General features: G+C 63.8%; 15 protein-coding genes and 2 rRNA genes. 1 reads left to right on the top strand and 16 read right to left on the bottom strand.

Going from position 1 to position 20,568, the window contains the following annotated elements:
- Positions 1 to 24: 24 nt before the first annotated feature.
- From scpB to BFL43_RS17045, 12 genes are all read right to left on the bottom strand, one after another.
- Positions 25 to 726 (bottom strand): SMC-Scp complex subunit ScpB, encoded by a 702-nt coding sequence (gene scpB, locus BFL43_RS17100; RefSeq protein ID WP_346425977.1) that lies wholly within the window; start codon positions 724 to 726, stop codon positions 25 to 27.
- On the bottom strand, positions 719 to 1,600 hold the full coding sequence (locus BFL43_RS17095) for a segregation/condensation protein A (protein WP_084893703.1): 882 nt from the start codon (positions 1,598 to 1,600) through the stop codon (positions 719 to 721). Before BFL43_RS17095 ends, scpB begins: the two co-directional genes overlap by 8 nt.
- 3 nt (positions 1,601 to 1,603) lie before the next feature.
- The gene (locus BFL43_RS17090; RefSeq protein ID WP_143695377.1) at positions 1,604 to 2,500 is read right to left on the bottom strand and encodes a ParA family protein; all 897 of its coding nucleotides are present in this window, start codon (positions 2,498 to 2,500) and stop codon (positions 1,604 to 1,606) included.
- A 111-nt stretch (positions 2,501 to 2,611) separates the two neighbouring features.
- Positions 2,612 to 3,538 (bottom strand): site-specific tyrosine recombinase XerD, encoded by a 927-nt coding sequence (gene xerD / locus BFL43_RS17085; protein WP_084893702.1) that lies wholly within the window; start codon positions 3,536 to 3,538, stop codon positions 2,612 to 2,614.
- Positions 3,539 to 3,554: 16 nt separating this feature from the next.
- Positions 3,555 to 4,184: an NUDIX hydrolase gene (locus BFL43_RS17080; protein WP_084893701.1), complete on the bottom strand. Its 630-nt coding sequence runs from the start codon at positions 4,182 to 4,184 to the stop codon at positions 3,555 to 3,557.
- On the bottom strand, positions 4,181 to 5,938 hold the full coding sequence (locus tag BFL43_RS17075) for a CTP synthase (RefSeq protein WP_084893700.1): 1,758 nt from the start codon (positions 5,936 to 5,938) through the stop codon (positions 4,181 to 4,183). Before BFL43_RS17075 ends, BFL43_RS17080 begins: the two co-directional genes overlap by 4 nt.
- A 178-nt stretch (positions 5,939 to 6,116) precedes the next feature.
- A complete protein-coding gene (locus tag BFL43_RS17070) occupies positions 6,117 to 7,040 on the bottom strand; it encodes a copper transporter (protein WP_084893699.1) in 924 nt (307 codons plus the stop codon).
- 28 nt (positions 7,041 to 7,068) lie between these two features.
- Positions 7,069 to 8,256, bottom strand: coding sequence for a putative cytokinetic ring protein SteA (steA, locus tag BFL43_RS17065; protein WP_084893698.1), 1,188 nt, complete (start codon positions 8,254 to 8,256; stop codon positions 7,069 to 7,071).
- Positions 8,257 to 8,350: 94 nt separating this feature from the next.
- Positions 8,351 to 10,123, bottom strand: a complete 1,773-nt coding sequence (gene recN, locus BFL43_RS17060; protein WP_084893697.1) for a DNA repair protein RecN — start codon at positions 10,121 to 10,123, stop codon at positions 8,351 to 8,353.
- Entirely contained in the window at positions 10,123 to 11,112 is a 990-nt protein-coding gene (locus BFL43_RS17055) for an NAD kinase (RefSeq protein WP_084893696.1), read from the bottom strand. Before BFL43_RS17055 ends, recN begins: the two co-directional genes overlap by 1 nt.
- Positions 11,109 to 11,927: a TlyA family RNA methyltransferase gene (locus BFL43_RS17050; protein WP_084893695.1), complete on the bottom strand. Its 819-nt coding sequence runs from the start codon at positions 11,925 to 11,927 to the stop codon at positions 11,109 to 11,111. Before BFL43_RS17050 ends, BFL43_RS17055 begins: the two co-directional genes overlap by 4 nt.
- 44 nt (positions 11,928 to 11,971) lie before the next feature.
- Complete coding sequence (locus BFL43_RS17045; RefSeq protein ID WP_240498322.1) at positions 11,972 to 12,244, bottom strand: hypothetical protein; 273 nt, start codon at positions 12,242 to 12,244, stop codon at positions 11,972 to 11,974.
- A gap of 36 nt (positions 12,245 to 12,280) precedes the next feature.
- Here BFL43_RS17045 and BFL43_RS17040 point away from each other — a divergent pair, with 36 nt between their 5' ends.
- On the top strand, positions 12,281 to 13,126 hold the full coding sequence (locus BFL43_RS17040) for a shikimate 5-dehydrogenase (RefSeq protein WP_084893694.1): 846 nt from the start codon (positions 12,281 to 12,283) through the stop codon (positions 13,124 to 13,126).
- A 2-nt stretch (positions 13,127 to 13,128) separates the two neighbouring features.
- Here the strand turns inward: BFL43_RS17040 and BFL43_RS17035 are convergent, their stop codons facing one another.
- From BFL43_RS17035 to BFL43_RS17020, 4 genes are all read right to left on the bottom strand, one after another.
- Positions 13,129 to 15,090: an HAD-IIA family hydrolase gene (locus BFL43_RS17035; protein ID WP_084893813.1), complete on the bottom strand. Its 1,962-nt coding sequence runs from the start codon at positions 15,088 to 15,090 to the stop codon at positions 13,129 to 13,131.
- Between the two features lie 145 nt (positions 15,091 to 15,235).
- Complete coding sequence (locus BFL43_RS17030; protein ID WP_084893693.1) at positions 15,236 to 16,765, bottom strand: FAD-dependent oxidoreductase; 1,530 nt, start codon at positions 16,763 to 16,765, stop codon at positions 15,236 to 15,238.
- 158 nt (positions 16,766 to 16,923) lie between these two features.
- Positions 16,924 to 17,040: ribosomal RNA gene (gene rrf, locus BFL43_RS17025) — 5S ribosomal RNA — on the bottom strand.
- 115 nt (positions 17,041 to 17,155) lie between these two features.
- Positions 17,156 to 20,292, bottom strand: a 23S ribosomal RNA gene (locus tag BFL43_RS17020).
- Positions 20,293 to 20,568: the final 276 nt, after the last annotated feature.

Genomic DNA, 20,568 nt, shown 5'->3' with positions numbered 1-20,568 from the left:
GAACAACCGTTCCGCAGCGCGAAATCAGTCGTCGTCGACGGTGATGTTGTGTGTTTTGTTGTTCAAGTCTGACGTGTTACCTGCCAGTTTGGCGAATCGCGGGTCGGCGTTGATCTCATCGCCGAGGGCGTCGATCACGTCGACGTCCGGCAGAAGTGGCGCCAGATCCGGTAGTTCACCCAGAGATGCCAACCCCAGACGTTCCAGAAAAAGTTCCGTGGTGTTGTACGTCACGGCTCCCGAGTCGACATCGGTGCCCGCTTCGCTGATGAGTCCACGGGCCAAGAGGGTTCTGATCACGCCGTCCACGTTCACCCCGCGGACGGCACTGACGCGTGAGCGGGTGACCGGCTGCCGGTAGGCCACGACCGCCAGGGTCTCCAGCGCCGCCCTGGTGAGCTTGGACCGCGCGCCGTCGAGGAGCAGACGCTCGACGTAGGGAGCGAACTCGTTGCGGGTGTAATACCGCCACCCGTCGCCGGCGAAACGCAGGTCGATACCGCTACGCCGGTCGTTCAGTTCAGCGGTCATCTGCCGGAGCATCGCCTCGACCCGCACGGCGCTCTCCTCGAGCGCCTTGGCGAACTGGTCGGTTGTCGCGGGGCTGTCCGTCACCAGCAGCATCGCCTCGAGTGCCGACCGGAGCTCGTCGTCGTCGAGGGTGTCGGTGTCTGTTTCGAACAGCATCTCGGGTTCGACGTCGGTCGCGGTGTCCGGTTCATCCATAGTCATCTGCCTTGTCGATTGTCACTTCGGCCTCGTCACGCTCGCCGGTCCAGCTGACCATCAGGGCGCCGAGGGCCTCGGGCTGTTCGAATGCCACCGCGCGTTCCCGGTACAGCTCGAGCAACGCCAGGAAGCGGGCGACGACACCGAGACCGTTGTCGCATTCGCTCACGAGTTCGGTGAAGCTGACCCACGCACCTGCGCCGGCATTGCGGAGGATCTCGCCGATGCGCAGCGCCTGCTCGGGGACAGACACCGTCGACACGTGCAAGTGCCCGAGTCCGACTTGAGGCACCGGTTTGGGCGTCATCGCCGCGACCGCGACCTCGGCGAACACTCCCGGCGACACTCCGATGGTCACTTCGGGGAGGAGCGACTCGAAACGTTGCTCCAGCGACACTGCCCGCGGATAGCGTTGCAGCGCAGCAGCTTCGAGTTCGGCGAACAACACGGCGACCTGCTTGTAGGCCCGGTACTGCAGCAGTCGCGCAAAGAGCAGGTCGCGGGCTTCGAGTAGTGCGAGATCCTCGTCGTTCTCGACCTCGCCCGAGGGCAGCAACCGCGCGGCCTTGAGGTCGAGCAGGGTCGCCGCGACCACCAAGAACTGCGTCGTCTGATCCAGGTCCATCTCGGCGCCGAGAAGCTTGGTGTAGGCGATGAAGTCGTCGGTGACCTCGTGCAACGCCACCTCGGTCACGTCGAGGCGGTGCTGACCGATGAGGTTCAGCAGCAGATCGAACGGACCCTCGAAGTTCCTCAGCTTGACCTGGAAACCGGTCTTTGCGGGCGGCTCTTCCGCCGATACCTCCACAGATGCGATCGCGGCACGAGGGGCTTCGGTGGTGTCCAGCTCCGGTGGTGAAGTCTCGGTCATCGGCTAGCGGGTACGGAAGATGACTTCGCGGGCGAGGGCCCGATACGCCCTGGCCCCGGCCGACTTCGGCGCCCACGACGTGATGGGTTCACCCGCGACACTGGTCTCGGGGAAACGCACCGTCCTGCTGATCACCGTGTCGTAGACCTTGTCTCCGAACACCTCGACGACTCGGGCCATCACCTCACGCGAGTGCAGGGTGCGGGCGTCGAACATGGTCACGAGGATGCCGCCGAGCTTGAGACGGGGATTGAGGCGGTCGCGGACCTTGTCGATGGTGTCGCTGAGCAGTGCCAGTCCACGCAGGCTGAAGTACTCGCATTCCATCGGGATCACGACCGTGTCCGCGCAGGCGAGGGCGTTGACGGTCAGCAATCCCAGTGAGGGCTGGCAGTCGATCAACACGTAGTCGTAGCGGTCGAGCAAAGGATGCAGAGCGCGGCCGAGGGTGTGTTCGCGGCCCACCTCGTTGACGAGCTGGATCTCCGCCGCCGAGAGGTCGATGTTCGACGGCAGCAGGTCCATGCCGTCGACGCGGGTGCGCATCAACACCTCGTCTGCCGACACCTGCGGCGGGACGAGCATGTTGTGCACTGTCAGATCCAGTTCATGGTGCGGAACGCCCAGGCCCGCCGACAGTGCGCCCTGCGGATCGAGATCCACGAGCAACACGCGGCGTCCGCACTCGGCCAACGCGGCTCCGAGGTTGATGGTCGACGTCGTCTTACCGACGCCACCCTTCTGATTGCAGATGGCGACGACCGTCGCCGGACCGTGCCGGTCGAGCGGAGTCGGCTCGGGTACCTCGCGCAGCGGCCGCCCTGTCGGGCCGAGCTCGCCGGGGGTGCCCGGTTTCTCGCGGTCGTGGTCGTCATCGCCACGTTGCGGCGTGGAGATCATCAACTGATTCGCATCACGCCCGGGCCGATGAGGTGGCTGTGGCGTTGTCACCCTTGCGAGCCTAGTGCGTCGGCGTTGCGCGGCTGTGGAGGCTCACCGTCACCAGACGTTCTACCGCGCTCGCGGGTGTGCCAGGGCGTAGACCTCACGCATGGTTCCGACCGTCACCAGGGTGTACACCTGCGTGGTGGTCACCGATGCGTGGCCCAGGAGTTCTTGGACCACACGCACGTCTGCCCCGCCGTCGAGCAGGTGCGTCGCGAAGCTGTGCCGCAGCGTGTGCGGCGAGACCGATTTGTCCAGTCCGGCGCGGGCCGCCGCGTCGACGAGCACCTGCCATGCGCTCTGCCTACTGAGCCGGCCACCCCGGGTGTTGAGGAACAGGGCGGGATTGAACCGCGACACCAGCGCCGGCCGACCCCGGACGAGATACGCGTCGAGAGCTGCGATGGCGGGTCTGCCCACCGGAACGATGCGCTCCTTGCCACCTTTGCCGCGCAGCAAGACCGAGCGTGATTCGGTCTCGATGTCGTCGACGTCGAGGGCGACGGCCTCGGAGATGCGTGCCCCACAGCTGTAGAGCAGTTCGAGCAGTGCGCGATCGCGCAGTGCCCGTGGTCCGTCGGAGACGTCTCCGCCTCCACTCGCGGTGAGGATCGCCAGCACCTCGTCCACCGGAAGACTCTTCGGGAGTCGGCGCGGGGCTTTCGGGGGTGCCACTGCATGGGCGACGTCGGCGACGACGATGCCCTCGGCGGCAGCGAATTTGTGAAAACCTCTCGTGGCCACCAGCGTTCGCGCGATCGAACTGTCCGCCAGTGGTGGGCGGTCGTTGTCCGCATCACCGCGTCGCAGGGCGACCAAGAACTCCCGGATGTCGGATTCGTGCACGTCCGCCAGGGCATCGATCCCCCGCGACTCCAGATACTCCTGGTACCGGCGCAGGTCACGGGCGTAGGACTGCAGGGTGTTGGGAGCCGAACCGCGTTCGACCTCGAGATGATCCAGGTACATCTGCACCTGGTCGGCCAAGGTCATGACGGTCCGGCCGAGCTCATGACCCGGCGTGCCGGCCGGCGAATGCCGTCGGCTTGTCGATCCATGGTGCGTCGACGTCGCGCAACGGGACCGATCCGGATCGGTGCGCGACCAGCGCCAGAACTCCTGCAACCGCGGTGGCGTTGACGATCTCACCGGAGAACACCTTGTGCACCGCGTCTCCGATCGGCATCCAGTGCACGGTCATGTCCGCTTCTTCGTCCTCGCGATCGGGCTGCTCGGCGGCGCTGATCCCCGTCGCCAGATACACCCGTAAGGCCTCATCGGTGAACCCCGGCGAGACGGCGACGTCGACCAACGTGCTCCAGTGTTCGGCCGCCAAACCGGTTTCTTCGACCAACTCACGTTGGGCAGCCTCGACCGGGGCCTCGTCCGGACCACCGTCGAGGAGCCCGGCGGGCAACTCGAGCAGGCGCCGACCGATCGGATGCCGATACTGCAGGACCAGGGCGATCTCGTCCCGTTCATTGACGGCCACGACGGCCACCGCCCCGTGATGCTCGACGACCTCACGGTGAGCGGTTCGTCCGCCGGGCATCGCGACCTCGTCGACCCGCAGCGCGAGAATCGCCCCGTCGTAGCGCACGTCGGTGTCGACGGTCCGGAACTCGTGCGGCTCGTTCAAGCCCCGGCCTCCACGACACCGGCCTCTGCGCCGGTGACGTCGTCGAGGTCGGGATCGGAGTCGTCGTCGCCGTGCACGTTCACCGGCAGCCGTTCGGCCGCCTTGTAGCGCAAGGACGCCCGCACGAATGCACTGAACAACGGATGGGGACGTGTCGGGCGGCTCTTCAGTTCGGGATGCGCCTGGGTTCCCACCAAGAACGGGTGTACCTCCCGCGGATACTCGACGAACTCGACGAGGTGCCCGTCCGGCGAGGTGCCGGAGAAGACCAGACCACTTTCGGCAACCTTGTCGCGGTAGGTGTTGTTGACCTCGAAGCGATGTCGGTGCCGCTCGGAAACATCCACGGAACCATAGGCGCCTGCGACCACGGAACCGCGTTTGAGCTTGGCGGGATAGGCACCGAGCCGCATCGAGCCGCCCAGATCGGCTTCGCCGGCCACTGCCTGCTCCTGATCGGCCATGGTCGAGATCACCGGGAACGGGGTGTCCGGGTCGAACTCCGTCGAACTCGCATTCTCGAGCCCGGCCTGGCGTGCGGCATCGATGACGATGCACTGCAGGCCGAGACACAGTCCGAGGAGCGGTACACCGCGGGTGCGGGCGTACCTGATGGCGCCGACCTTGCCCTCGATGCCGCGAATGCCGAACCCTCCCGGAATGAGGATGCCGTCGGCCTGGGCGAGCACGGCCTGGGCTCCGGCGTCGTCGACGCAGTCGTCCGACTGAACCCACACGAGCTTCACGTGGGCACGATGGGCGAAGCCGCCGGCCCGGATCGCTTCCGTCACCGACAGGTAAGCGTCAGGGAGTTCGACGTACTTGCCGACCAGCGCGATGGTGACCTCTTCGCGCGGTTCATGCACCCGCTTGAGCAGCTCGCCCCACACCGTCCAGTCGACGTCGCGGAACGGCAGTCCGAGCTTGCGGACCACGTACGCGTCGAGTTGCTCCGAATGGAGCACCTTGGGGATGTCGTAGATCGACGGGGCGTCAGGGGTCGAGATGACACCTTCGACCTCGACGTCGCACATCAGCGCGATCTTGTTCTTGAGCGGCTCGGGTACGTCACGATCACAGCGCAGGATCAGGGCATCGGGTTGGATACCGATGTTGCGTAGCGCTGCGACGGAGTGCTGGGTGGGTTTGGTCTTGAGCTCACCCGACGGGGCCAGATAGGGCACCAACGAGACGTGGAGGAAGAACACGTTGTCCCGGCCGACATCGTGCCTGATCTGCCGGGCGGCCTCGATGAACGGCTGCGATTCGATGTCGCCGACCGTGCCACCGATCTCGGTGATCACCACGTCGGGGATCTCACCGTCGGCGTCGGCCTGGCTCATCGCCCGGATTCGATTCTTGATCTCGTCGGTGATGTGCGGGATCACCTGAACGGTGTCGCCGAGGTATTCCCCGCGCCGCTCTTTCGCGATGACCGTCGAATACACCTGGCCCGTGGTGACATTCGCAAATCCGGACAGATCGCGGTCCAGGAAGCGTTCGTAGTGACCGACGTCGAGGTCGGTTTCCGCGCCATCCTCGGTGACGAAGACCTCACCGTGCTGGAACGGGTTCATCGTCCCCGGGTCGACGTTGAGGTAGGGATCGAGCTTTTGCATCGTCACCCGCAGTCCGCGGGAGGTGAGCAACTGGCCGAGGCTGGAGGCCGTCAGACCCTTTCCGAGCGAGGACGCGACGCCCCCGGTGACGAAGATGTGCTTGGTGCCTGATCGCACATGGCGTAATGGTCGCAACGCTTCTCCCGTTCGGCTGGAGACGAAGCCGGTAGAGGAACTCACCACCGGCAACGCAGGCAAGAAAACCTTGCCTACCTACGGGACTCCACGGTAACACCACTGGGCCGAATTCTCGGCCTTGACACGGGCGATCGCTCGTCGGCATCAGCGGAGGCCGACGAGCCATCGGCCTCGGTCAGCTCTCGGGCGCGATCGCGGTGGCACCGGGACCGGTGCCGTACGCGCCTTGCTTGTTGCCCAACTCGTCGGCGAGAGCCAGCACGGTGGTGATCCGACCGGTCGCCTGATCGACGTTGTCCACCGTGGACACCTCCGAGTTCAGCGACGGGTCCGCCCTGACCACAGCGATCGGCGAGGACCCTTCGGCAGATCCGGTCCTTCCGACGAGAACGGTGCCCGCGCCGCGCTCGGAGAACGCTGCCGCGAAACGCGCCACGACCTGACCTCGTGCACCCGAGTCGTCGGCAAACTTGTTGCCGGTCACAATGATCGCCAACTGGGCAGGCTCGATCGCACCGTTGGCGTAGTCGACGAAACCGCCTTGCTTGAGGGCCGCGAGCCCGGCATCTGTGTCGCTCCCGGACACCTGCGGTTCGGCATCTCGAGGTGACAGCTGCAACAGCAGACCCAGCAGATCGCCCGCGCGACCGCCCGAATCGGTCAGTTCGGTGCGCAGCGTACTTCCGGCCGGGATCGACTGATCGATGATCGACCGGATCTTCTCGGCGTTCTGATCACTGACGAACTCGTCGGTGAGCGCGAGTTGCCCGTTGAAGACCGCACCTGATTTGTTCAGGTTGTCCTTGACCGCCGCCACGTCACCTTCATCGGCACCGGGTGTGGTGACGATCAGTACCGGCCGATCGCGCAAGGTGCCCTCGAGCAGACGACCGGCTATCGCGGTGTCGAAGTTGTTGGCGGCGTTGACATTGTTGGTCAGCTGCTGATTCTCGTCACGCAATTCCTGCTCACGCTTGTCCTGGGCATCGCTGGACGATCCGAACGTGTCAGCGACAAATCCGGATCCCAGCACCACACCCACGGCAAGAGCAAGGAAGACCGCGACCAGCGAAATAGCGTGCTGGCGAAGCGAAATCACTACTTATCCGATCCAAGCCCCAGCGGGCTCACTCATTCCAGACCTGCTGGACCCACTCGGTCAGCCGGTTCCACTGGTCGACGATCCACTCGGTGACCTCACCGCCGGCACTCGACATGAGGACCGCGACGATCAGCGCAACCAGGGCGGCCAGGATCAGCAATGCGATGGCCGCTCCCGACACCCGCGAACGATAGAGCGTCGCAACTGCTTTCGAGTCGACGAGCTTGGGTCCGACCTTGAGCCGGGTGAGGAACGTCGACGGGTTCGACTCGCGCAGGCTGCGGTCGAAGAACTCGTCGAGCGACGCGGCGTGTCCCACGGTGACGATCAGAGCGGCTTCGTGATGGTCCACCAAGAGCAGCGCGAGGTCGGCGGCCGAACCGGCCGCCGGGAACGTCATGGCACCGATCCCGAGGTCCTGGATGCGTTCGAGACCGGGAGCGTGACCGTCGGGATCTGCGGGCAGCACAACCTGCGCGCCGGATTTGAGGGTTGCCGACTTCATGCCCTCGGGGTCGCCCACGATCAGGTCTGGCCGGTAGCCCAGATCCATCAGGGTGTCTGCGCCACCGTCGACGCCAACCATGATCGGCTGATATTCCTTGATGAACGGCTTGAGTCGCTTGAGGTCTGCGACATGATCGGCACCGTCGGCCACCACGACCACATGCCGACCGTCGATGCGCACGTCGACATCGGGTACGCCGACACCGTCGATCAGCAGCGGCGATTCGCTGCGGATGAACTCGATGGTGTTGCCGGAGAACGCTTCCAGATGATCGACGAGTCCCGTCTTGGCGTCGATCATGAGGTCGGCGATCTCTCGCTCCCCCAGTTCGGTGCCTTTGGCGAGCCGACGCTCACCGGTGTACAGGCCACCTTCGTCGGCGCGGATCTTGGCGCCGTCCTTGATGCGTTTGAAAACCTCGACACCGACGTCGTCGATCAGTGTGATGCCCGATGCCACCAGCAACTCGGGTCCGAGATTGGGGTACCGCCCGGAGATGGACGGTGAGGCGTTCACCACCACCAGTACGTCGGCGGCGACGAGGGCATCGGCCGTGACCCTGTCGAGGTCGACCTCGTCGAGGATCACGATGTCCCCGGGGCCGACCCGGGACAGGAGTCGTTTGGTGTTCTTGTCGATCCTGGCGATACCGCTGATCCCAGGCAGAGTTTCGGTTGTGCGTGACAGCAGGGCAGGCATCTTCATGCGAGAAACACTGAACCACCACTCGACAGTTTTGGTGGAGGCGCGCCGTAACACACGCCACTTTTGTCACACGAGTAACACCCGTGTCATTCGGTCAGAAGGCAGATTTCTCGTTTTCGGCTGTGCTCAGGAGCTCTTCCGCATGCGCGCGGCCGGTATCGGAATCTCCTAGGCCCGCCAGCATGCGGGCCAGTTCCGCCACCCGCTCATCGCGGTCGAGAACCTCGACCGAGCTCGTCACACGGCTCGACTTGGACGACTTCCCGGAGGACGTCTGTTTACCGATCAGCAGGTGGTTGTCGGCAAAAGCCGCGACCTGCGGCAGGTGGGTCACCACGATGACCTGATGCGCGCGCGCCAACTTGGCGAGCCGTCGCCCGATCTCGACGGCCGCCCGGCCACCGACCCCCGCGTCGACTTCGTCGAACACCATCGTCGAACCGCCGCCCGGACCGGCGAGTACCACCTCGAGTGCGAGCATCACACGAGACAGCTCGCCACCGGAGGCCGACTTCGCGATCGGTCGCGCCTGCGCACCGGCGTGAGCGGTCAATCCGAACTCCACCTTGTCGACGCCGTGGGAACCGGCGTGTAGCGCTCGGCCGTCGATGTCGATGGCACGACGGTCCGAGTCCGCGGATTCGTCGGGCACTACGGTGACCTCGAGCTGCGCATCCCCCATCGCGAGCCCCGTCAGTTCCGAACTCACTTTGGCAGCAAGCGACTTCGCGGCCTTGACGCGCACCTTGGTGAGCTTCACCGCGGCGACGGCGACGTCGTCGCGCGCCGCACCGACGCGGACCGCAAGCTCATCGAGCGACTCTGACGAGTCACCGATCTCGGCCAACCGCGACCGCGCCGAATCCGCCCAGCCGATGACGCCGTCGATGTCTGGGGCGTACTTGCGCACCAAAGACTTCAGTTCGGCCTGGCGCTGCAGCAGTTGCTCCAGCTCGGCCGCGTCGACCGGTAGCCCGGAGACGAACGAGCTGAGTTCTTCGCCGATGTCGCCGACCACGGTGAGAGCTTCCTCGATCCGGGGCAGCAGAGCTCGCAACGTGTCGTCAGCCTGGGTTTCCAGCATTGTCCTGGCCGCACCCAAGCCGTCGAGAACCGAGGCACCGCTCGCCACATCTGCGTCGGGGCCCGCGCCGGTCACCGCGTCGAGCGCGGAGACCGCCGCGGTACGGATGGTCTCGAGATCACTGAGCCGCCGGACCGTCGCGGCGATCTCTTCGTCCTCGTGGGGTTGCGGCGCAACCTTGTCGATCTCGTCGAGTCCGAACTTGAGGCGATCGGCTTCCTGGGCGATCTCGCGGGAGTTGGCCTGCCGGTCGCGCAGTTGATCGGCCAGTGCGATCCAGCGTTCTCGAGCCTCGCGGTAGGCCTTGAGCGGTTTGGTGATCGCCTCGGCAGAGAACCGGTCGAGCGCATCGCGCTGATGCTCCGACCGCAGCAGGCGGAGTTGGTCGTTCTGGCCGTGAATTGCCAGCTGCCCGCTGGTGAACTGTCCGAGGAGCCCGACTGGCACCGATCGGCCACCCAGATGAGCCCGGGATCGACCATCGGCATTCACCGTGCGCACCGCGATGACGGTGCCGTCCTCGTCGAGCTCGGCACCGGACGAATCCAGTACCTCCGCGGCCTCCGCACCGGTCGCACGGAATCGTCCCTCGACGACAGCGCGACTCTGGCCCGAACGGACGCGGCCGGCGTCGGCGCGCGCCCCCGAGAGCAGGTGCAGACTCGTCACGACCATCGTCTTACCCGCGCCCGTCTCACCGGTGAGCACGGTCAGTCCTTCATGGAACTCGGCACCGGCCTTGTCGATGACGCCGAGTCCGCTGATCGAAATCTCTTCGAGCACTACAGTTGCCTTCCCCTCCACCCGGTGACCGGCAGTTCGAACTTGCGCACCAACCGGTCGGCAAAAGGATCGGAATCGATGCGGACCCAGTGCACCGGTCGTTCACCTCGGACGATCTCCACCCTGCCACCGGCCGGGACCTCGATGTTGCGGCGACCGTCACACGCCAGCAGGGCATCCTGTCCACGCGCCAGCACCTCGATCGCCACCAGTGACCGCGGACTGGTGACCATGGGCCGGGCGAACAGGGCGTGGGCGTTCGACGGGACCAGCAGAATCGCCTCGAGGTCGGGCCACATCACGGGACCGCCTGCCGAGAACGCGTACGCGGTGGATCCCGTCGGTGTGGACACCAGGATGCCGTCGGCTCCGAATGCCGAGACGGGTCTGCCATCGACCTCCGTGATGAGCTCCAACACACCTTGCCTGGACAGGTTCTGGATGCTGGCTTCGTTCAGGGCCCAGCTCTTGGCCACCACCTGCCCGTCGACATGCACGGTGATGTCGAGCGTCATCCGGTCCTCGACCTCGTAGTCGCGGTCGACGAGTTTGGCCATCACCTCGTCGACGCGGTTTGCCTCGGCTTCGGCTAGAAAGCCGATGTGACCCAGGTTGATTCCCAGTACCGGCACTTCTACCGGGTGGGCGAGCTCTGCTGCACGCAAGAAGGTTCCGTCGCCGCCGAGCACGATGACGACCTCACATCCGGCCGCGGACGACTCGTTCCCCGTCGTGACCGCGACGTCGGCACCGATCTCGCGCAGCTCCACCGGATCGAGCGGGTACACCGTGCTCAGGTATTGCGGTCCCGGATGGCTCGGCATCGTGTCGTGATCGACGACCCGAAGAGAGATTCCGGCCTCGGCACATGACCGTGCGATGACGGCCATGGTCTCGTGGACGTTGTCCCGGCCGGTGTGGGCAACCACAAGGAACTCCCGTCCCTGCGGCCCCGCCGTCGGAGCCGTGCCACCCGCTGGGTTCGTCACTGGGGCCCTTTCTCGATCGCGTCTGCTATCGCCGCCCGCACCGTGTCATCCACCGATGCCGGTTCCGGCTGTTTTCGCAGCCAGAGGAAGTATTCAACATTGCCCGACGGACCGGGCAGCGGGCTCGCCACCGCACCGAGCGTGGCGAGCCCGTGGCTCGCCGCCGTCTCGGCCACCGCGGTCACCGCTTCGGTTCGCAACTCGCGACTGCGCACCACGCCCCCCGATCCCACCCGATCTTTGCCGACCTCGAACTGCGGTTTGACCATCGGTAGCAGGTCTGCGCCGGGCTTCGCACAGCTGGCGAACGCCTCGAGGACAAGGTTAAGGGAGATGAACGACAAGTCCGCGACGACGAGGTCCACCGGTCCCCCGATCTGCTCGGCAGTCAGGCTCCGGACATTGGTCCGGTCGTGGATCTCGACGCGGGCGTCATTCTGCAGACGCCAGATCAGCTGGCCGTACCCGACGTCGACCGCCACCACCTGCTGAGCGTCCCGTCGCAGCAGTACGTCGGTGAATCCGCCCGTCGATGCGCCGGCGTCGAGACAACGACGTCCGGCGACGCTGACGCCCTGCGGTTCGAACGCTGCCAGAGCGCCGAGCAACTTGTGCGCGCCCCGTGAGGCCCACCCCTCGTCGTCGCCCTCGGCCACCACGATCGGAGCACCGAGATCGACGTTGGTGGCAGGCTTGCCCGCAACCGTGCCGTTGACCTTCACCCGGCCCGCTTCGATCAGTTCGCGAGCGTGGTCCCGCGATCGCGCCTCGCCGCGGCGCACGAGCTCTGCGTCCAGGCGGGCCCTACGCGCCATGACTCGGACGGCATAGCGCGTCCGGACCCTTCGATTGCGCAGCCTCAGGCACGATCGACCTTCTCCAAAGCATCCGTGAGCACGCCGTGCGCCTTTTCGAGCAGGTGCGCCTGCCGGGCGAGCTGCGCCAGCGCCTCACTGTCGGCGGTGTCGCCGACCGAGGCCGCGATGTCGTCGGCCTGTTCGAGCAGCTCGGACACCTGGCGCCGGATCTCATCGGGATCCACAGTGTGCGCCGACTCGTCGGGCGGCGCGGCGGGTCGGGGTCCGGGGACAGGACCGGGTGTCGGTCGGGGTCCGGGCAGAGGTTGGTTCATTGCCTGCCAAGGCTAGTCGATTGTTAGCGTCTAGTGATGACCTCCACCACCGCGGGCGCCGGCGCACCAGATGCCCGAGTTCTACGACGCGACACGCAGCTGTGCATCTCGCTGTCGGGGCGACCGAGCAACATCGGCACGAAGTTCCACAACTACCTCTACAACGAGCTCGGACTCGACTTCGTCTACAAGGCATTCAGCACTGCGGACCTGCCTGCGGCGGTCGGAGGTATCCGCGCTCTGGGCATCCGAGGCGCAGGCATCTCGATGCCCTTCAAGGAAAAGATCATCGACCTCGTCGACGTGATGCACGGCTCGGCATCGGCCATCGACTCCGTCAACACCATCGTCAACGAAGACGGCACCCTGCATGCCTACAACACCGACTACCAAGCGGCAGCGAACCTGCTGCGAGACAGTTCCATTCCGACGGACTACACAGTCGCCGTGTCCGGAAGTGGCGGCATGGCCAAGGCCGTGGTGGCGGCGCTCCGCGACGAGGGATACTCCGACACCGCAGTGATCGCCCGCAACGAGCAGACCGGACGGGCACTCGCCGAGCGGTACGGATTCACCTGGCAACCCGAGCTCGGGACCGCACGTCCGGATCTGCTGGTCAATACGACTCCAGTGGGGATGGCCGGCGGTCCCGATGCCGAGGGGTTGCCGTTTCCGTCCGCCGCGGTGGACGAGGCGAAAGCCGCCTTCGACGTTGTCGCGATGCCCGCCCGGACGCCATTGATCAGCGCATTCGACGGCCGCCCCGTGATCACGGGCGCTCAGGTGATCGCCTTGCAGGCGGCCGAGCAGTTCGTCCTCTACACCGGGATGCGCCCCTCGGACGCCCAGATCGAGGCGGCGTCCGAGTTCTCCCGCAGCTGACGTCAGGCCAGCAGACCGGCGCTCATCAACGCCGACTGGGCCACCTCTTCGGCGGCCTCGACGATCCACTTCGTCGACGTCTCGCGCGACCAGGCCTCGTGCAACACGGCGTAGAGCACGGCCGCCGGGTCGGCGCCGTCCTGCGCCACGACCGTGAGGGTGTGGTCGAGGACGCTGACGTGCCACCCGGGCCGCGGGCCGACGATCACATCGTCTGCGGCGGCGTTGAGACCTTGCAAATCCGCTGCGATGAACGTCGGACGCTGCGCCTCCGGGGCATTGAGGGCATCGGCCGCGGTGCTCACACCGGTCAGCACCAAGAGGCTGTCGGCCTCGATCGCGTTCGCGCCTTCGATGTCGGTGTCTAGGCGATCGCCGACCACCAGGGGTGTTTTCGAGCCACTTCGATTGACGGCGTCGACCATCAGCGGTGACGCGGGCTTCCCGGCAACCTGCGGCTGCGCTCCCGTGGCGTTCGCGACGGCGGCCACCATCGAACCGTTGCCCATCTGGAGACCGCGGTCGGTCGGCAGGGTCGCATCGACGTTGCACGCCACCCATAGCGCACCCGCTCGAATCGCGAGTACCGCCTCGGACAGAATCGCCCAGCCGGTGTCCGGTGAATGTCCTTGCACCACAGCGGCCGGTCGGTCGTCCGCGCTCCGGGTCACCCCGAGGCCCGCAGACCGGACCTCATGGACCAGTGCGTCGGTTCCGACGACCAGGACTCGCGATCCCATCGGCAGTTGTTCTGCCAGGAGCCGCGCCGCCGACTGTGCACTGGTGACGACCTCGTCGGGCTCGGCCCGAAAACCCAGCTCCTGCAGATGTTCTGCGACGTCCACTGGAGAACGGCTGGCGTTGTTGGTCACGTAGTAGTTGCGCTGCTCGCCGGCGTCGAGAGCGTCCTTCGCACCGGGGATCTCGCTCTTCCCCGCGTAGACAGTTCCGTCCAGATCGAGCAGCAGGACGTCGTACCCGTCCCGCAGGCGCGCACCGGGCTCGGCGGGAGCCGCCGGCACCAGTTGCGGCACAACCTGTTCCGGCACCTCCTTCAACGCGGGCGGGGCGCTGACCTCAGACACTGCTTTCGGGGCTTCCGCGTGCACGGGAGCGAGGAGTGCGGACTCGGCGTCGGATTCATCGGCAGCCGATTCCGGCGCTGCCAATTCCATCAACCGGTCCTCGGCGTCGGTCACGTCATCGTCATCCGCAGAGGCGGCGTTCATGAACCACGTGATCGCGTCCTCGCGCCGACCGGCTGCGAGCAGCGCAGCGGCATACGCGTAGAAGTACCGCGCAGCATCCGTACCGACTCGAGCCGGGTCGAGATCCTTCGTCTGCAGCGTGACAATCGCCTTGTCGAACTCTCCGAGATCAAGACGCGCACCCGACTCGACGATCCGCATCTCGGCAGCGTCCTCGTCGGTCAGAGCCCGGCCCTCTTCGCTGCGGGCGACATCGATCGCACGCTCGGGACGTCCCAGTCCACGCTCACAATCGGCGATCATCGGCAGCAGGGCGTTGCCGCCGGACATGCGCCGCGCGGCCCTCAACTCCGACAACGCCTCGGCCCACTCATGCGCGGTGTAGGCGGCGATGCCTGCGGCCTCGCGAACCATCGCAATACGGCCTGCGCGGCGTCGCGCGGCGCGGGCGTGCTCGAGGGCCAACACGGGGTCCTCGTCGAGGAGCCGGAAGGTCATGATGAGGTGTCGTGAAACCGTGTCGGCATTCGTGCGATCGAGACTCAGCAGGTCGCGACGTACCTCGGTGTCGAGGTCCTGCGGGACGACGTCGTCGGGCAAGGGCGGCTCGGGCGGGCGGTTCGCGGATCCGGTACCGCGGCGAGCGTCCGAGTCATTACGGAAATTGCGGCCGCTCGGACCGTCACGACGGTCGGTCGGTCGTCCACCGCCCGAGTTGCCGCGACCGTTGCCACCACGATTGTTTCTGTCGTTCACGTCTGCCTCTTCGTCACGATCACACCACTCACGCCCGAGAGACGGAGCCGATGGATTCACGCTATGTAGTTACCTGTACCGGCCGATCGGCCGCACGCCAGACTAGCCGCCGACACCACCGACACGCGAATTGGTCGAACTCCGCTCAACGCGCGCCCAACACTTCCTTCGCCGCGCGCTGACCCGAACGCACCGCACCGTCCATGTATCCGGTCCAGTAGTCAGAGGTCTCGGTTCCCGCCCAGTGCACGGGGCCAACCGGAGCGCGAAGGGCAGCTCCGTACCGGGTCAGCGTTCCCGGCCTACTCACGGCCACCGGGCCACCCTGCGACCACGGTTCCAGGTCCCACTTGAAGATGCCGTGATCCACGTGATCGCGGGCCTCGGGGCCGAAGTAGTCGACAAAGTTCTGGGTACACTCCGCGGTGATCTGCTCTTCAGGCGCCTGGTCCAGGCGACGCATCGAGTCGGCGGAGATGAACCCCATCAACACGTGATTGCCCTCGGCGTAGTTCTCGAAGCACACGTCAATGGGATCGCCGTTGCCGATGACCTGCCCCGACAGCCCCTTCTTACGCCAGAACGGCTCGCGATACACCGCGGCGAACTTGCTGATCGCGCCCATCCGGTAACCGGCATGCAAGCCGGCGCGCGCCGACGTAAGACCCTGCCTGTAGTCGATACCGCCACTGATCGCCGGCGACATCGCAACGATCACCTTTTTCGCCTTCACTGTCCCGGCATCGCTCTCGAGGGTCGCCACCTCATCGGTCCAGCCGATCGATCGCACGGGAGCGTTGTAGACCACCCGCTCGCCCAGCGCATTCGCGATTCGCAACGGGATCAGGGCCGCGCCGCCGACGAAGAGACGCTCCTGCGCGCCGCCCGCAGTGCTGAGCAGGCGGATGAGACTGCCGGGGTTGGCCTCGTCGCCTGCCGAGGCGACGTAGTTGAAGAAATACAGCGCCGACAGCTCGTGCGCCTCGACCGACAGTGCCGCAGAACTCGCCAGACTCAAGAGCATCCGCGCCGTCGGAGATATCGTCCGCGACTCGAGCCATTGCTGCCAGGTTACGGAATCCAGATACGCCGCATCGCGGTGTTTCCAGGGCTCACCCACCGGAAACCCGAGCAGCGGTTCGAGCTCGAGCTGAGACAGGGCCAGCGCTGCCTCGGGTGACGCGGGGTCGATGGGCAGACCGAGAGCGCTGGGCATCGTGGAGCGACGTCCGCTGTTCCAGTAGACGCTGTCGCCTTCGTTGTAGGTCGGTAACGAGGCGACGCCATATTCCTTCGCCAGGGCCGCGATATGCGTCTGAGTCGGCCCGATGAACTCCGCACCTGCGTCGAGAGTCACGCCCAGCTTCGGGGTCGAGATGTTGTGAACGCGCCCACCTGCCCGTTCCCGGGCCTCGAGAACCAGGACCGACCGGCCGGCTTCGGCAATCGTCTTGGCCGCGGCGAGACCGGACAGGCCTCCGCCGACCACCACAGCGTCATACGTCTGAGCACCGATACTCCCCCCAGGAGAGGCCGACGCGACACCGGCTCCGAACATTCGGCCACCGAGTGCGAGTCCGGCGGCGCCGACAGCTACCCCACCAAGGAGCCGGCGGCGGTTGAGCGACGCAACGGTGCGGAATGAAGGACTGACGCTGTGCAGCGAACTCGACATGGCAGGAATCGTAACCGCTCCGAGCGATGCAAGTGGGTCGTATGACCCACTTGGGTACCGGGGGGGTGCCGGGGGTGCCGGTCAACCGTGTGTGGGGATAGCAAAATACCCCGTATTCGCAGCTGTTGGGCTGTGAATACGGGGTATTCGCAAATTGTGTTCGGCGGTGTCCTACTCTCCCACACTGATTAGGGTGCAGTACCATTGGCGCTGGTGGGCTTAGCTTCCGGGTTCGGAATGGGACCGGGCGTTTCCCCACCGCTATAGCCGCCGTAACTCTATGAAACAATCCACACCCAAACAAAGCCGGATGAAGAACCGTCGTTTTGTTTGTGTGTTGTTTCAGATATTGCACAGTGGATGCGAAACAAAAGTTTCATTACTTGTTTTGGTTGTAAGTCCTCGGCCGATTAGTACCAGTCACCTGCATCGGTTACCCGACTTCCAGTTCTGGCCTATCTACCCCATGGTCTGTAGGGGGCCTTAACCACGCAAAGGTGGTGAGAAACCTCATCTTGGAACAGGCTTCCCGCTTAGATGCTTTCAGCGGTTATCCCTTCCGAACGTAGCTAACCAGCAGTGCCCTTGGTAGGACAACTGGCACACCAGAGGTTCGTCCGTCCCGGTCCTCTCGTACTAGGGACAGGTTTCCTCAAGTTTCTTACGCGCGCGGCGGATAGAGACCGAACTGTCTCACGACGTTCTAAACCCAGCTCGCGTGCCGCTTTAATGGGCGAACAGCCCAACCCTTGGGACCTACTCCAGCCCCAGGATGCGACGAGCCGACATCGAGGTGCCAAACCATCCCGTCGATATGGACTCTTGGGGAAGATCAGCCTGTTATCCCCGGGGTACCTTTTATCCGTTGAGCGACACCGCTTCCACTTGCCGGTGCCGGATCACTAGTCCCGACTTTCGTCCCTGCTCGACATGTACGTCTCACAGTCAAGCTCCCTTGTGCACTTACACTCAACACCTGATTGCCAACCAGGCTGAGGGAACCTTTGGGCGCCTCCGTTACATTTTAGGAGGCAACCGCCCCAGTTAAACTACCCACCAGGCACTGTCCCTGAACCAGATCATGGTCCGAGGTTAGATATCCAATACGATCAGAGTGGTATTTCAACAACGACTCCACACACACTGGCGTGCATGCTTCACAGTCTCCCACCTATCCTACACAAACCGAACCGAACACCAATACCAAGCTATAGTGAAGGTCCCGGGGTCTTTTCGTCCTGCCGCGCGTAACGAGCATCTTTACTCGTACTGCAATTTCGCCGAGTCTGTGGTTGAGACAGCAGAGAAGTCGTTACGCCATTCGTGCAGGTCGGAACTTACCCGACAAGGAATTTCGCTACCTTAGGATGGTTATAGTTACCACCGCCGTTTACTGGGGCTTAAATTCTCAGCTTCACACCGAAGTGTTAACCGGTCCTCTTAACCTTCCAGCACCGGGCAGGCGTCAGTCCGTATACATCGTCTTACGACTTCGCACGGACCTGTGTTTTTAGTAAACAGTCGCTTCTCTCTGGTCTCTGCGACCACACCCAGCTCACAACGCGAAGTTGATCACCAGACGTGGTCCCCCTTCTCCCGAAGTTACGGGGGCATTTTGCCGAGTTCCTTAACCACAGTTCTCTCGATCGCCTTAGTATTCTCTACCTGACCACCTGTGTTGGTTTGGGGTACGGGCCGTGTCGCCACTCGCTAGAGGCTTTTCTCGGCAGCATAGGATCATGGAATTCGCCTCATTCGGCTACGCATCACCTCTCAGGCTCTATGTGTTCCGGATTTGCCTAGAACACGCCCTACAGGCTTACACCAGTACAACCACTGACTGGCCCCACTACCTTCCTGCGTCACCCCATCGCTTGACTACTACCAACCAAGGTCCCGCGCATCCAGTCCCAGGCACACCCGAAGGTGTAAAAGGAACATTCTGGGCGGTTAGTACAGCTGATTCATCACGGGCGCGACTACACGGGTACGGGAATATCAACCCGTTGTCCATCGACTACGCCTGTCGGCCTCGCCTTAGGTCCCGACTCACCCTGGGCGGATTAGCCTGGCCCAGGAACCCTTGGTCATTCGGCGGAACAGTTTCTCACTGTTCTTTCGCTACTCATGCCTGCATTCTCACTCCCACACCCTCCACCACTAGATCACTCTGTGGCTTCCAGGGATGCAGGACGCTCCCCTACCCACCCACACCACTGCTCAACACCCCGCAGGATGAAGAGAATGTCTTGTGTGAGTGCCGCGGCTTCGGCGGTGTACTTGAGCCCCGCTACATTGTCGGCGCAGGATCACTTGACCAGTGAGCTATTACGCACTCTTTCAAGGGTGGCTGCTTCTAAGCCAACCTCCTGGTTGTCTTCGCGACCCCACATCCTTTTCCACTTAGTACACGCTTAGGGGCCTTAGCCGGCGATCTGGGCTGTTTCCCTCTCGACTACGAACCTTATCGCCCGCAGTCTCACTGCCGCACTCTCACTCACCGGCATTCGGAGTTTGGCTGACGTCAGTAACCTTGTAGGGCCCATCGGCCATCCAGTAGCTCTACCTCCAGTGAGAAACATGCGACGCTGCACCTAAATGCATTTCGGGGAGAACCAGCTATCACGGAGTTTGATTGGCCTTTCACCCCTACCCACAACTCATCCCCTCCATTTTCAACTGAAGTGGGTTCGGTCCTCCACGACGTCTTACCGTCGCTTCAACCTGGCCATGGGTAGATCACTCCGCTTCGGGTCTAGACCCGGCGACTCCATCGCCCTATTCGGACTCGCTTTCGCTACGGCTACCCCACACGGGTTAACCTCGCCACCGAGCACTAACTCGCAGGCTCATTCTTCAAAAGGCACGCCATCACCCACAGCCAACCAAATGGCTCGCAGGCTTTGACGGATTGTAAGCGCACGGTTTCAGGTACTATTTCACTCCCCTCCCGGGGTACTTTTCACCTTTCCCTCACGGTACTAGTCCGCTATCGGTCACCAGGGAGTATTCAGGCTTATCGGGTGGTCCCGACAGATTCACAGCAGATTTCACGGGCCCGCTGCTACTTGGGTGTCTACTACAACAGTCAACATGTTTTCGTCTACGGGACTCTCACCCTCTACGACAGGCCGTTCCAGACCACTTCGACTAACACACTGATTTCTCACTGTCGGCCCATCCGGCAGAATGGACAAAATAGATCCCACAACCCCACACACACAACCCCTGCCGGGTATCACATATGCATGGTTTAGCCTCATCCGCTTTCGCTCGCCACTACTCACGGAATCACTATTGTTTTCTCTTCCTGTAGGTACTGAGATGTTTCACTTCCCCACGTTCCCTCCACACCCGCTATATATTCACAGGTGGGTAACACGACATCACTCGTGCTGGGTTTCCCCATTCGGACACCCTCGGATCACAGCTCGGTTGACAGCTCCCCGAGGCTTATCGCAGCCTCCTACGTCCTTCATCGGCTCCTGGTGCCAAGGCATCCACCGTACGCTCTTACACACTTACAACAATAAACAAAACAAAAAATAAAGATGCTCGCATCCACTGTGCAATTCTCAAACAACACACACCAACCAACCGGTACTCCAAACAAATGTCTTCACACTCACTTGATAACAAGCACCCGCATCAGCCGGCATCTTTGTCTAACCCTAGAAAGAACACGTGTGTTCTCTCAGGACCCAATAGTGTGTCAATGCCTCATCCCCTCGCAGGGACAAGCACCAAAGCCTCCGTAACCGGAAACCTCGATATTGTTAGCGTTTCACCCATGAGCTCCCACC

Origin of the sequence: Williamsia sp. 1135 (assembly GCF_002095395.1) — a bacterium.
GTDB lineage: Bacteria > Actinomycetota > Actinomycetes > Mycobacteriales > Mycobacteriaceae > Williamsia.
This window is presented reverse-complemented; position numbering and strand designations above follow the sequence as displayed.

What these genes read in the sequence shown, in the direction of transcription:
- xerD (WP_084893702.1), bottom strand. Translation starts at nt 3,538, where the DNA reads ATGACCTTGGCCGACCAGGTGCAGATGTACCTGGATCATCTCGAGGTC.
- BFL43_RS17095 (WP_084893703.1), bottom strand. Translation starts at nt 1,600, where the DNA reads ATGACCGAGACTTCACCACCGGAGCTGGACACCACCGAAGCCCCTCGT.
- BFL43_RS17040 (WP_084893694.1), top strand. Translation starts at nt 12,281, where the DNA reads ATGACCTCCACCACCGCGGGCGCCGGCGCACCAGATGCCCGAGTTCTA.
- steA (WP_084893698.1), bottom strand. Translation starts at nt 8,256, where the DNA reads ATGAAGATGCCTGCCCTGCTGTCACGCACAACCGAAACTCTGCCTGGG.
- BFL43_RS17030 (WP_084893693.1), bottom strand. Translation starts at nt 16,765, where the DNA reads ATGTCGAGTTCGCTGCACAGCGTCAGTCCTTCATTCCGCACCGTTGCG.
- BFL43_RS17090 (WP_143695377.1), bottom strand. Translation starts at nt 2,500, where the DNA reads ATGATCTCCACGCCGCAACGTGGCGATGACGACCACGACCGCGAGAAA.
- BFL43_RS17050 (WP_084893695.1), bottom strand. Translation starts at nt 11,927, where the DNA reads ATGGCGCGTAGGGCCCGCCTGGACGCAGAGCTCGTGCGCCGCGGCGAG.
- BFL43_RS17045 (WP_240498322.1), bottom strand. Translation starts at nt 12,244, where the DNA reads ATGAACCAACCTCTGCCCGGACCCCGACCGACACCCGGTCCTGTCCCC.
- scpB (WP_346425977.1), bottom strand. Translation starts at nt 726, where the DNA reads ATGGATGAACCGGACACCGCGACCGACGTCGAACCCGAGATGCTGTTC.